Annotated in this window: 6 protein-coding genes; all 6 read left to right on the forward strand. The window is 45.6% G+C overall.

Annotated features, from left to right (window positions below; all coding sequences use genetic code 11):
• The 6 genes from HB679_RS17060 (at position 1) to HB679_RS17085 (ending at position 13,711) form a co-directional block, all read left to right on the forward strand.
• Positions 1-756, forward strand: coding sequence for a hypothetical protein (locus HB679_RS17060; RefSeq protein ID WP_214073228.1), 756 nt, complete (start codon positions 1-3; stop codon positions 754-756).
• 10 nt (positions 757-766) lie between these two features.
• Positions 767-9,343, forward strand: a complete 8,577-nt coding sequence (locus tag HB679_RS17065) for a GH-E family nuclease (RefSeq protein ID WP_214073229.1) — start codon at positions 767-769, stop codon at positions 9,341-9,343.
• Positions 9,344-9,353: 10 nt separating this feature from the next.
• Complete coding sequence (locus HB679_RS17070) at positions 9,354-9,845, forward strand: ankyrin repeat domain-containing protein (RefSeq protein ID WP_214073230.1); 492 nt, start codon at positions 9,354-9,356, stop codon at positions 9,843-9,845.
• 140 nt (positions 9,846-9,985) lie between these two features.
• Positions 9,986-11,815, forward strand: coding sequence for an RHS repeat-associated core domain-containing protein (locus tag HB679_RS17075; RefSeq protein ID WP_214073231.1), 1,830 nt, complete (start codon positions 9,986-9,988; stop codon positions 11,813-11,815).
• Positions 11,815-12,255, forward strand: coding sequence for a hypothetical protein (locus HB679_RS17080; protein ID WP_214073232.1), 441 nt, complete (start codon positions 11,815-11,817; stop codon positions 12,253-12,255). The genes HB679_RS17075 and HB679_RS17080 overlap by 1 nt, the downstream gene beginning before the upstream one ends.
• A 403-nt stretch (positions 12,256-12,658) precedes the next feature.
• Positions 12,659-13,711 carry a hypothetical protein gene (locus tag HB679_RS17085; protein ID WP_214073233.1) on the forward strand — a complete coding sequence of 351 codons (1,053 nt, stop codon included), beginning with the start codon at positions 12,659-12,661 and terminating at the stop codon, positions 13,709-13,711.
• Positions 13,712-13,730: the final 19 nt, after the last annotated feature.

Genomic DNA, 13,730 nt, shown 5'->3' on the forward strand with positions numbered 1-13,730 from the left:
ATGTTGAAAACGATAAAAATAAAGCTGGCAGCTTACCTGGTGACACTCATAGTATTTGCCTTTTATGGTACAGGGTTTTGCAATGATACGCTTCGGCATGCTGCCGAACCCGATAAGGCATTACTTGCCAAATTTGAACTGTTATGTAAAAAAATGAGAGATATCAAAGGTAACTATACGCTGGGCGGCATAATTGATATTAATGATAAAGCAAACCCGGCAGATAGAATGAACCATGTTTCGTTTTTGTTTTGTAAGCAGGCCGATGAGTTTTATTACCAGTTGGGTAAAACAGTTACCCTGAATGAACAGGGTGTTTACCTGTGCATAGATTACGGCATTAAAAGGATTATGTTTTCCAGGCAGAAAACGGTGAATTACGATACCGGCTTGAAACAGTTTGCCGACATAGGAGCCACCATCAGATCGGAAAATTATCAATTGAGCAGCAAAATAACCGGCGACGAGCAAACCATATCACTTATTAACGAGCGTCATATCACCTGCAAGCAATATGCATTAACCTTTAACAGGCGAAATATGAAGATTAAACGCCTGTATATGCGCTTGAGCAACTTTAATGACCCTTTAAGAACAGGTAACGAAAAGATAGTGGATGTAAGCATTAACACCTGGGACAATACGGCAGATGTTACCAGATATCTTTCAAAAAACAATGTGATTGAGCATGTAAACGGCACATGGAAAACGACAAAGGAGTTTAAAGATTACCAGTTAATAAAAACGGACTACTAAATTTTTTTAGATGCGTAAAATTATACACCTGTTTATTTTGATTGGATTTAGCAGCGGGCTTATGCTCGTTGCCGGCAAGTGTTTTGCCGGGATAGAAACCAATCAAAATAATTTAACCGGTCCTTTTACAACCGGTGCAAGCTATACTACGCAAGACAGTAAATTTTCTGACCCTAACTGGAGCACTTACCTAACCAAATCAATACAAAGTACGGTTGCCCTAAAGGTAATGGATAACGTACTCATCAGCGTTGCCTTTAGTTATACAGTTAATCTTCAAATTCAATATTATACAAGTCCCGGCGGTACATTATCTACGGTAAATACTTCGCTTAGTGTTAGCTATGTGCCCGGGCAAGGTGCAAAGTATAAAGGCATAGATGTATATAATATACCCGGCGCTTATCAAGTAATAGTTACGGTAACGGGCACATCAGGTACAGTACCCGCATCGGCAGTACAATTAAATACCGCTATTGTAATTGACCGGCTTTATCCGTTTACAGCTTCAACCAATATTGGTGCCGCATATACTATGAATAGTGGTGCCAGGCAACTGCAGTTAAGTTGGACACCGCTTGCCTCGGCAGATGAATATGATGTGGAGTGGACCACCATTAACAGCGGCAACAGCAACTTTACTGTGATCTCAAATAGTACCTCCACTCCTTCCATCCCCGATAATGTAGTTGTAAGCACTGCGTTGGCGCAGGCCTTCCGTAATAATTCCAGCAGGATCACTACGGCTGCCCGCAACCTCAACTTATCAGCTGTATCTACAGATAGTATAATGTTGGTACGTATACGGCAGATACAATACGATAAAACAACCGGCGTAAGGGTTGCCGGTAATTGGGATTACAAAAATGCCGGATTCTACGCCATATTCCGGCTCAATTGGAATGAGCAAAACCAAAACTGGCAATATTCGGCGGCATTTGCCGAAGACGGGAAGAAAAAAGAAGTGATCAGTTATTTTGACGGTACCCTGCGCGGGCGGCAAACCGTAACCATTAACAATACAGACAAGGTTGCCCTTGCTCAGGAAAATATCTATGACGATTTTGGGCGGCCATCGGCCAGTATCTTGCCTGCTCCTTATAAAGACCCGACTGCACCGTATCTCCACTATATCCCGAAATTTAATGTAAATGCCCTAAATCAGCCTTACACTTTTGCTAATGTGGCAGGCACCGTTGCGGCTGCTTGCGAACTTAACCCCGACCCTTTGAATACATTGGCAGGAGCATCCCGGTACTACTCTGCGCAAAATGATTATTTAAATATTAGTACAAATAATTATATTCCTGATGCGGCGGGCTACCCAATTTCAGTCACCCAATATACGGGCGATAATACCGGGCGTATCAAATCGCAGGGCGGTGTGGGGGCAGCATTTCAGCCGGGTAAATCAGGTGGGCCGGCAGCCAGTAAAACTACCAAATACTATTATGGCAAGCCCGAACAATGGGAGCTTGATCAATTATTTGGCAATGATGCGGGCTATGCAGAACATTACCTTAAAAACATGGTGATGGACCCTAACGGTCAGATCAGTATATCTTATCTGAATGCCAGTGGAAAGACCGTAGCTACAGCGCTTACCGGGACGGTGCCGGCAATGCTGGATACAATTCCGTCGTACCATTCCGTTAACAGCGCCGGGAGTAAGAATATCCATATTTTAAAGCCTGAGCAGTTTGTCTACAACAGTTCTGCTTTGGCACTTACAGCAAATACCACTTACCTGGCTTCGGTAACCGGTACCGATACCTTGAAATTTAGTATCCAAAGACTGATCAATAAATACCCGGGTACATTTAAGATCTACAGTAATTGTTACTATAAAATGACTGCCGTTGTAAGCGATGATTGCGGGGATATTGTGGCAAAGACAAGCACCCCAATAAAAATTGGCGACACCGTAAGTACCCCCGGCGATACCACTCTCTATACCGGCGCATTGAACGTGCCTGTAAACCAAATAGGCGAATACAATGTCAATATTCAGTTTGCGTTTGATAATAATGTGATACAGGCTTACACAGATGCCTTTATCAGTAAAGGGCTTGACAGCGGGTATATTGAGCACCAGTTTGATTATATTAAAAAACGATACCTCGACAGTCTGAACCTTTCGGGATGCTACAGCGATTGCCATACCTGCGAAACGTTGCTGGGCGGCCAGGCAGATTTTGTACAAATGCTGAAAGTTAAATGTGTTGCAGTCGGACTCGACTCGGCAGGTGTCGCAGGTACTTCATTTAATACATGGGCCGGCACATTATATACGTCTTTGAAAGATAGTTGCAATGCTTTACAGGCTAATTGTAGTTATGCACCTTGTACTTCAACGCAGGACGCTATGCAGGGCGATGTATCGCCGGGTGGGCAGTATGCCTTGTTTGATGCCAGCGGTAATGCACTGGAGCCGGAGATTAACGTACTCACAGAAACTTTGCCGGGTGCAGCGCATCAAAACTGGCGCGTGGTGTTTCCGGTTTTACCGTCAACCGATACCACTTATATAAAGAATGAAATCAGGTTACCGGATAGTACCATAACCTCGCCAAATGACGCGGCTTTTACTGTTCAGCAGCTGATTACTTACTGGCAGCCTGCCTGGGCGTTGTATTTTTTAAAATATCACCCGGAATATTGTAAACTGCAATTTTGCATAGCCAACCAGGCATACGAAAGTTGGGATATGAGGGTGCAGCAAGATTTTAACAGGGCATCGGATGTGCCATCGATACCTACCGCTGGCCCGCCGCTGCATTACAGCTATACCAACGCAGCAGACTGGTTATTGCGCGGCGACCCATTCTTTGTACCAGGCGGACCGGGGAATATCTATATAACGCAAATGCAAAGCGACCTGCGCAATTACAGCAGCCAGGTAATGCACCTTAGCACTGCGACAGTGAAAGGCCTGATAGCTTTTGACGATTATTTATTGTATTGTGCAGATAAAACAGGCAATACTAATACCGGCCTGCCGGTTGACAGCAACTGGACGCAATGCACCCCCGCTGTTAGCTGCCGCGTTGCCGACCGTGAGTGGACCACCTACCGCGATAATTACCTGCAGCTTAAACAAAAATATTATGACCTGCTGCGCAATGCTTCCTGCGGTACCCTTTGCCCGGTAGGCCAGCCGGTAGTAAGCGGTTTACCGGGAACCTGCCCAACGATCAGTGATTTTAGCGTACAGCCTTATGTTGGCACGCCAACCTGTAGCGGGGGCATGCAGACGGCGGTAGTTACTTATAACCCCGGTACGCTAAGCCAGATGATGACGGTGACGCTATACTACCCTTCCGTTGATAGCGCCCGGACGCTTACCCGCTCTGTGATATTAAATGCGGGCAGCAGCCAGCAAACGTTTTGTGTGCCCGCTGATGTGCCAATAAGTGTAATTAAAATTGATACCGTTTATTGCGGCAGCCCGCCTAGTTATGGTAATGACCCTACCTGGATAGCAAATATTACCGATGGATTTGATGGAACCGCGCTAAACACGTGTCATACCATGCATTTTTCGGGGGGGCGTACTACCGTAACACTTACAGATGCAGCCGGACACCCGGTAAATGCAGTAAACCCGGTGGCCGTACTCCTTAAATTTACCCAGATTGGTTTAGACGACTTTGAAGCAGTAGTAGGTATACCAGCAGGTCAACATACAGGTTCATTTGCTTATTCGGCGATTAATTCTTTTCACGAAGCCTGTCAAATGGCACTTCATTGTGTATTTGAGCTTTCAAACATAAGTAACTTTTCAGGAGCGACTGCTTGTACCGATTTTAGCGTAAACAACCCGCAACCGCCGCCGGTAAGTAGTTGCCCAACGGCTTATGCCACTAAAATATCGCGTTTTACGGTTGTTTCGAGTATTACTGCCGGTAATGTGCCCGGGGTTGATAGTGCGTCGCTTATTGGTCCGGCGCTGGCTGCTATACAGGCTCAAGCCGCGAGTATTTGCGATGCCAATGCAGCTACCTGGATAAGCAATCTGCAACCGGGCCTTACCGCCATGGGTGCTACGTCTACACAGATCAACAACCTTACAGCGGCATTTATTTCGATATGCTCACAAGCGGGAGATCAAACACACCCGATGGGGGCAAGTACGCTTCCTCCGGGCTTGACTACACCTTATGCCGGTTTTGGCCCGGCTATACAAAGTATTTTGTTGGGTGGCGGCCATTATACCTCACTGCTTAACCCATGGCTGATCAGTGCGCCGTATCCTTATAGTCCGCCGCAACAGTCTGTGGCTAAAACTATCAGTAACAGCAATGCTGCGCTGTGCACTATGTTGCAAAACTATAGCACTCAGGCGACTGCAGCGGGGCAAACGCTGTATAATTATCTGGTGAGCACCTATGGCAGCGCCATGACGCTGAGCCATGCCGACCTGGACACGCTGCAAAACTCATGCACCAATTGCCGGTTTATACTGGCGAATGATATAACGCCGCCGGTATTTTTAGATCCCGGTTCGCAGGGCTGTGTGATGCGGTCGGCGTATGTGACGGCTAAGGCGGATATGAACACGGCCTTTGGCGGCACACTGTCTATGTCTGACCCTAACTATCAGACCATCCTGAGCAATTACATGAACCAGAAATGGGGCTTTTCGCTCACCTATGACAGTTATGCAGCCTTTGATACGGGCACAGCGGCGCTGCTGTGCAACACGCTGCCTTATAGTACGATTAATGCCGACCCTTACGATTGCGTAAAAAATGGGGTGTCGACAGCGGTTAACAGCGGCCTTGCAGATTATGCTAATTATATCGCCCTGCAGCGTCAAAACTTCCGGACGAGCTATATCAATACCAGCAAGCTGGCGCAGGCGAACGCTAATTTTGAGGCGGTGCAGCAGGAGTATCATTATACGCTGTACTATTACGACCAGGCGGATAACCTGGTGCGCACGGTACCGCCGGAAGGCGTGACGCTGATGAACGATAACCAGTTTGGGTATATCGACCGGGCGCGCGATCAGGACACGGCGGCGGTGAGCTATACGTATAACGGCCCTGAAACGGCATCGAGTTTACCCGCGGCGATGACGAGCTTATCGGCCACCCTTTCGGCAAGTACCGGCGCGGTAGAGATGTGGCTGTATAACAATAGCCAGACCTATTACCACTGGATAGAGGGCACGCCAGACAACCAGTACCTCTTCCAGGTGGGCCTGGCGGGCAATACACTGAATATCGATGTCTTCCCGGCAGCCCTGCCATTGGCAGGTACTTACGAGCTACTGCCGGCGACGGGCCATTACCAGGTGGATATCAGCACGCTGTTGCCGCTGTATCCGTTTACGCATGTGGTGCTGCAGGGCAATAACCTGGGTGCGGCGACAAGCACGCCGCAGATCTGGGTGAACGGCCATCAGCTTACGGTAAGCACCGCGGGCACGCCGGCACCTTTCGGCTTTACCATCAAAGCCAATACCGGCTCGGTAACGCTACCGGACAGCATCCAGAGCCTGAAACATTTGCTGCTGTATAACCATTTGCTCAGCCCGGCAACGATCACGACCGATGCGAACAACATCTTCTTCTCGGCGAGCGATCTGACTTATACCGGCTGGTACCGTTTCAACGTACCTGCGCCGGGCGCGCCACCGACGACGATCAACAGTGCCACGAGCGATGAAACATCGCTTATCGATACTTATCCTAATCAGGTGATGCAGACCACCTATGCCTATAATGCGACCAACCAGGTCACGCAGCAAACTTCGCCGGATGGCGGGACGAACAGCTACTGGTATGATCTGCTGAGCAGATTGGTGTTCTCGCAGAACGATAAACAGCGGCCAAACAGCAATTGGAGCTATACCAGCTATGATCAGTTGGGACGGATCACGGAAGTCGGCCAGCAGCAAAACACCACCGGCACGTTGGGCAACCCGGATTATGTGAGCAATGCTACGATCGCTACGTTCAATGCCACGGGTACCAACAGCCAGATCACCCATACGTATTATGACAGCCCGGTACCGACGGTTAGCGGCAATACCAACGGCATCGCCACGATACCCAATCAAACAAACTTAAGAAAACGCGTAGCGGCCAGCACTTATACCGAAACGCAGGGCAGCCCGGTACTGCGGGCCACGTATTATAATTATGATCTGGATGGTAATGTTAAAACCCTGTGGCAGCAGGTGGATGGCCTGTACCAAAACAGCACGAATACCGGCTTAAAGCGAATTGACTATGAATACGACCTGGTAAGCGGCAAAGTAAACTTCGTGCGTTACCAGGACGGCCAGCCTGATGCATTTTACTACCAGTACAGCTATGATGCCGATAACCGCCTGAGCCTGGCCTGGAGCGGTACGACAGCCATAACCGACACACTGACCCACAGTACGCTGCTGCCCAACAACAAAAAGATGGACGCAGCTTACTCCTATTATATACATGGTCCGCTGAGAAGGATGGAGCTGGGCGACAGCAGCAGCAAAGTGCAAGGCACCGACTATGCTTATACGCTGCAAGGCTGGCTGAAAGGGGTGAATAGTACGGCGGTACAAAGCAGCCTCGATATGGGCAGGGATTCGTCAATAGTAGCCAGGGATGCTTATGGTTATGCCTTATACTATTACAATAACGATTACAATAATATTGCAGGTACCAATCCCTTTGCTACTGCGCCAACTAGCTTAGGAAGCTTCAACGGCCTGTATAATGGCAACATAGCAGCCACGAGTATGAATATTCCGCAGCTGACGGACCCATGGCATTATTATACCTATAAATACGATCAGCTTAACCGCATCAAGGCGACGAATGTTTACAAGGTAAGCACCGGCGTTACACAGGTGACAGATTATAATGAAGCTTTTAGCTATGACGGTAACGGCAATATCTTGACGGCTATCCGCAATCAAGGTGCTGCTGCAGCGATGGATAGTTTGACCTATAACTATAACCACGCCAACGGTAGGCTAAGCAATAACCAGCTCAATTATATTACTAATAAGATCACGACCAACAACTATCCATACGGGCTAAACAACCAAGCCATCAACAACTACACCTACGACCCGATAGGCAATATGACGGCTGACGTCAGAGATACTATTAGCAACATCAACTGGACGGTGTATGGTAAAATACAAAACCTGACGAATAGCAGGGGACTGATCAGCTATACTTACGACCCATCGGGCCAAAGAACAAGCCAGACGGCAAACGGGATAACCACCTGGTATATCCGCGATGCACAAGGCAACGCACTAGCGCTGTACGACAACAAGCAAGGCAGCACCAACTGGAAAGAGCAGGAGTTGTACGGAAGTAGCCGTTTAGGCTTATGGCAACCGAGGCTAAACTTAGCCGCGACCAATGAAACTGCCGTTTGGGATACCACGGGTAAACGCGAGTATGAACTCAGTAACCATTTGGGTAACGTACTGGCCACTATCAGCGACAACCGGCTACAACATAGCAGCAACGGCACCAGTATTGATTATTATAACGCCGACGTTAACACCGCCAATGAATACTACGCCTTTGGCGGCCTGATGCCGGGTAGAACTTTTACCCAGAGCAGCAATTACCGTTATGGCTTTAATGGCAAGGAGAATGATAATGAGGTGAAGGGGGTGGGGAACCAGCAGGATTATGGGATAAGGATTTATGATCCGAGGATAGGGAAGTTTTTGAGTGTGGACCCGATAAGTAATCAATATCCAATGCTGTCTTCGTATCAGTTCGCAAGTGATAGGCCAATTGATGGAATTGATTTTGATGGAAAAGAATTTTTCAAAAAAGATAATACCAATTATCATTGGGATTATCAGCCGGTTCTTAAAGCGGCAACTTTTACCGATGCATTGAAAAATGGTAGCACTAACACGATGGCTTTTTTGTGGAATGGAACTTTAGGGGGTTTATTAACACTTAGTAAAGATGTTGGCAATTATATTTTTATAGATGGATTAAAGCCAAACGCCTCTAATCCAATTGATGAAGCTATAGATAATACATTTCATTCATTGGATGACATATCTAGGACGCCTATTAAAAGACAAATGCATGATCTAAGTGTTTCCCTTACTGATTTGCATACTTATGAAGTAGTTCCTCAATTATTGCTATTCCATGAGCTATCTACTCCTATAGAGATGCCAAAGGCAATCAACTTGGAACAGCCGATTAGTAATGAGATCGCTAATAAAACGATAAATGAAGAAAGCAGTATATTAGTTGCAAAAACTACCAGCGAAAACGGCGAAGCTCTGGCCGCAAGATATACTAAGAACAGGCCAACTTTTAGAACAGCTGTTATTCAAAAAGTTTGGGATAATGCAGTTAAAAATTCGTTGGATGGCGTAGTAAGAGACCCAAATACTGGTGAACCATTATCTTGGGACAAAAGTAAACCAAGGGCAGGACAATGGGATATGGGACATCTTAATAGTCGAACCTATAAAAAGTTACTGCAAGATCTGAGATCAGGTAAAATAAACCAAAAACAATTTCTAGATGAATATAATAATACCGATAATTATAAACCAGAAAACCATAGCGAAAATAGATCACGTAAACATGATTAATAAATAATATATGAAATTTTTAAGTCCGTTTGGTAAATTAGAACAATCTGAGATTAATGATTTTAAAAACTTTATTTTAGAAAATAAATATCAGATCAATTCAGTAGATTCTGAAAATACGTCCTCTTTACAGATTGCAATTGTACATGGCAACTATGATTTAGCTCGTTTTCTAGTTGACAACGGCATAGACGTTAATATACAAGATATAAAAAAAAATACTGCACTACATTATTGTGCTGTATATAATCAATATGAAATAGCTAAATATATTTTGGAATATAATGGCAAGCTAAATATTCAGGATAAATACGGTAACGAACCTTTATGGACAGCTGTATTCAATGTCAGAAAGGATTTGACAGGTATGGATGTTTTAGAACTATTTTTAAAAAATGGTGCAGACAAAAATCATAAAAATAAAGTAGACAAAAGCCCGGCATCATTTGCAAATGAGCTCAATTTTCTGCCAATAATTGATTTGATGAAGAAGTACGACTAACAGAAATAGACTCAAATCCCAACCGGGCGAGACCCAAGATATCATCTGCTTTTTAACATCTAAAAGTGCCTTTTTGTTCTTTGAAACTTAATTAAATTACTTTCAAAGGTCTGTACAACGGCAACATTGCTGCCACGAGCATGAATATACCGCAGCTTGCTGACCCCTGGCATTATTACACCTATAAATACGATCAGCTAAACCGGATCAAGGCGACCAACGTTTACAAGGTAAGCACCGGCGTTACGCAGGTAACGGATTATAACGAGGCTTTCACGTATGACGGTAATGGTAACATATTGACGGCTATCCGCAATCAAGGCGCCGCTGCAGCGATGGACAGCCTGACCTATAACTATAACCACGCCAACGGCAGGCTAAGCAATAACCAACTAAATTATATTACCAATAAAATCACGACCAACAACTATCCATACGGACTAAACAATCAAGCCATCAACAACTACACCTACGACCCGATAGGCAATATGACGGCTGACGTCAGAGATACTATTAGCAACATCAACTGGACGGTGTATGGCAAGATACAAAACCTCACCAACAGCAGGGGACTGATCAGCTATACTTACGACCCATCGGGCCAAAGAACAAGCCAGACGGCAAACGGGATAACCACCTGGTATATCCGCGATGCACAAGGCAACGCACTGGCGCTGTATGATAACAAGCAAGGCACCACCAACTGGAAAGAACAGGAATTATATGGTTCATCAAGACTGGGCCTGTGGCAACCGAGGTTAAACTTAGCTACAACCAATGGAACTGCCGTTTGGGATACCACGGGTAAACGCGAATACGAACTGAGCAACCACCTGGGCAACGTACTGGCTACCCTCAGTGATAACCGGATGCAGCACAGCAGTAACGGCACCAGTATTGATTATTATAATGCCGATGTAAACACCGCCAACGAATATTACGCCTTTGGCGGCTTGATGCCGGGTAGAACGTTTACCCAAAGCAATAATTATAGGTACGGGTTTAATGGGAAGGAGAATGATAATGAGGTGAAGGGAGTTGGTAACCAGCAGGATTATGGGATGAGGATTTATGATCCGAGGGTGGGGCGGTTTTTGAGTGTGGATCCGTTATATCGTCAATATCCGGAATTTTCTTCCTATCAATTTGCTGGTGATAACCCAATTATTTACACTGACTTGAATGGAGGGGAACCGCAAATTCCATTATTTGATAAAGTTAAGTATGGGGACAATATAGCTGTAAATGCAGTTAAAGTAGTATCTAATTCTTCCGCAGATTTAGTTAATGGAGGTATTGGATTGGTTAATTCATTTATTGGCCTGACACATGAAATTGTTTTTCATCCTAAAAACCTGCCTGCTGATTTTAAAAATGCGGGAACAGACCTATATAAGTCAACTTCAAAATATGTATCAGACAGCTACAGAAATATAGCTAAAACGCCTTTCAGTCAGCAACTCAAAGATGCGGGCAAAGCTTTGCAAAGTCCGGAGACCTATGAAAACACGTTAGTATTAGGTGCATCTTTATATACAGGAGGAGAAACTGCAGGAGCAGGCGTAAGTGCAGAGGCTCGAAGTTATTCAATATTTGAACAATCTCAATTTAGCAGAGGCTTAGATATCGAAGGTGCGTTAGGTGGAAACCTGCCGAAAAATTTCCCGGTAATTGATAGATTTGCAAATGGGGTTGCAACAAGTATAAAAAGTATAGATTTAACAGCACAAACTTATCAAAATGCTTCAAATTTAATGAGCAGACTTAAGGGATATGTTAATAGTGTTGCTAAATTTGAGGGTAATAATTTTGGCGGTTTTAGAATTAACGCATCAGAAATTACGTCAAGAGAATTAAATATTGCAATACAAGATGGCAAGGCTACCACTGAGCAGTTAAATGTACTGGAACAAGTAAGGCAATATGGAGCACAAAACGGGGTTAATGTAAAAATTACAAAAGTACAATAATGAAAAAAAGTGCATCAATTATAAAAACTAAAAGCAATTATTGGATATATAGCCAATCCAAAACTACTGACGGTGTTTGGATCGCGTCAGTTCCATTTTTTAAAAGCCCTTTGAATGTCCTATTTTCAGAACTCATCGAAAAGTTGTTTAGTGCCCTAGATAAAAGTGGAAATGTTGTTCCGCATCCTAAAGACTTAAAATTGTTCGATGAATTCTTTTCCAAGAATTTAGAGATTAAATCTAAAAAAGCATTTTATAGTGGGGCCAAATGTTGCGAAGTCGCACAGGATAATGACGAAATATCCTTGTTACCTACAATTAATATAGGTAATAAGGGAAGATTTGATCATCTACCATCATCGGAAATTGTTGTTTCCTGTTTGGATGATAATCAAGTGATATATGACGCAGTACAAGAAGCTTTTGATAAATGTGGGTAGCTCAACACCTATAAAGCAATAAATATGGAATGTGAAAAATTTACTCTTAGCCGGCGCACGCATGTCGCGTATGCCAATTATTGCCAACGTTCTTTGAAATATGACAACCTACCAAACGTCAAGTTGAAACAAAAAAAAGACCTAAAAGTCATTTTTCTTGTTTCATTCTGTTTCACTATATTTTTATAAGCAATTAATTATCAAATAATTAACTAAGAATTCTGTTTCACATGTTTCATCTGTTGCACACGCACGTGAAACAAAACAGCGCGGTCGGCCGCGTTAGCGATAGCAGCGGATACCGGCCTGTGGCTAATGCCTCGCGCAGTATGAGTGGATAGCGAGGGCCGCAGGCAACGCCCAAAAGAAGCAAATCACGGTACCGCCGGAAGGTGTGACGCTGATGAACGATAACCAGTTTGGGTATATCGACCGGGCGCGCGATCAGGACACGGCGGCGGTGAGCTATACGTATAACGGCCCTGAAACGGCATCGAGTTTACCCGCGGCGATGACGAGCTTATCGGCCACCCTTTCGGCAAGTACCGGCGCGGTAGAGATGTGGCTGTATAACAATAGCCAGACCTATTACCACTGGATAGAGGGCACGCCAGACAACCAGTACCTCTTCCAGGTGGGCCTGGCGGGCAATACACTGAATATCGATGTCTTCCCGGCAGCCCTGCCATTGGCAGGTACTTACGAGCTACTGCCGGCGACGGGCCATTACCAGGTGGATATCAGCACGCTGTTGCCGCTGTATCCGTTTACGCATGTGGTGCTGCAGGGCAATAACCTGGGTGCGGCGACAAGCACGCCGCAGATCTGGGTGAACGGCCATCAGCTTACGGTAAGCACCGCGGGCACGCCGGCACCTTTCGGCTTTACCATCAAAGCCAATACCGGCTCGGTAACGCTACCGGACAGCATCCAGAGCCTGAAACATTTGCTGCTGTATAACCATTTGCTCAGCCCGGCAACGATCACGACCGATGCGAACAACATCTTCTTCTCGGCGAGCGATCTGACTTATACCGGCTGGTACCGTTTCAACGTACCTGCGCCGGGCGCGCCACCGACGACGATCAACAGTGCCACGAGCGATGAAACATCGCTTATCGATACTTATCCTAATCAGGTGATGCAGACCACCTATGCCTATAATGCGACCAACCAGGTCACGCAGCAAACTTCGCCGGATGGCGGGACGAACAGCTACTGGTATGATCTGCTGAGCAGATTGGTGTTCTCGCAGAACGATAAACAGCGGCCAAACAGCAATTGGAGCTATACCAGCTATGATCAGTTGGGACGGATCACGGAAGTCGGCCAGCAGCAAAATACCACCGGCACGCTGGGCAACCCGGATTATGTGAGCAATGCCACGATCGCTACGTTTAATGCCTCCGGCGCCAGCCGGCGTACTCGTGACTTTGCCGATAAGGATTTACCCTGATTTATGAAGTTATTTTAGC

Origin of the sequence: Mucilaginibacter sp. dw_454 (genome assembly GCF_018449775.1) — a bacterium.
GTDB lineage: Bacteria > Bacteroidota > Bacteroidia > Sphingobacteriales > Sphingobacteriaceae > Mucilaginibacter.

Bases quoted from the DNA above. Each gene is read 5' to 3' on its own strand.
- HB679_RS17060 (WP_214073228.1), top strand. From the start codon at position 1: ATGTTGAAAACGATAAAAATAAAGCTGGCAGCTTACCTGGTGACACTC.
- HB679_RS17065 (WP_214073229.1), top strand. From the start codon at position 767: ATGCGTAAAATTATACACCTGTTTATTTTGATTGGATTTAGCAGCGGG.
- HB679_RS17070 (WP_214073230.1), top strand. From the start codon at position 9,354: ATGAAATTTTTAAGTCCGTTTGGTAAATTAGAACAATCTGAGATTAAT.
- HB679_RS17075 (WP_214073231.1), top strand. From the start codon at position 9,986: ATGAATATACCGCAGCTTGCTGACCCCTGGCATTATTACACCTATAAA.
- HB679_RS17080 (WP_214073232.1), top strand. From the start codon at position 11,815: ATGAAAAAAAGTGCATCAATTATAAAAACTAAAAGCAATTATTGGATA.
- HB679_RS17085 (WP_214073233.1), top strand. From the start codon at position 12,659: ATGAACGATAACCAGTTTGGGTATATCGACCGGGCGCGCGATCAGGAC.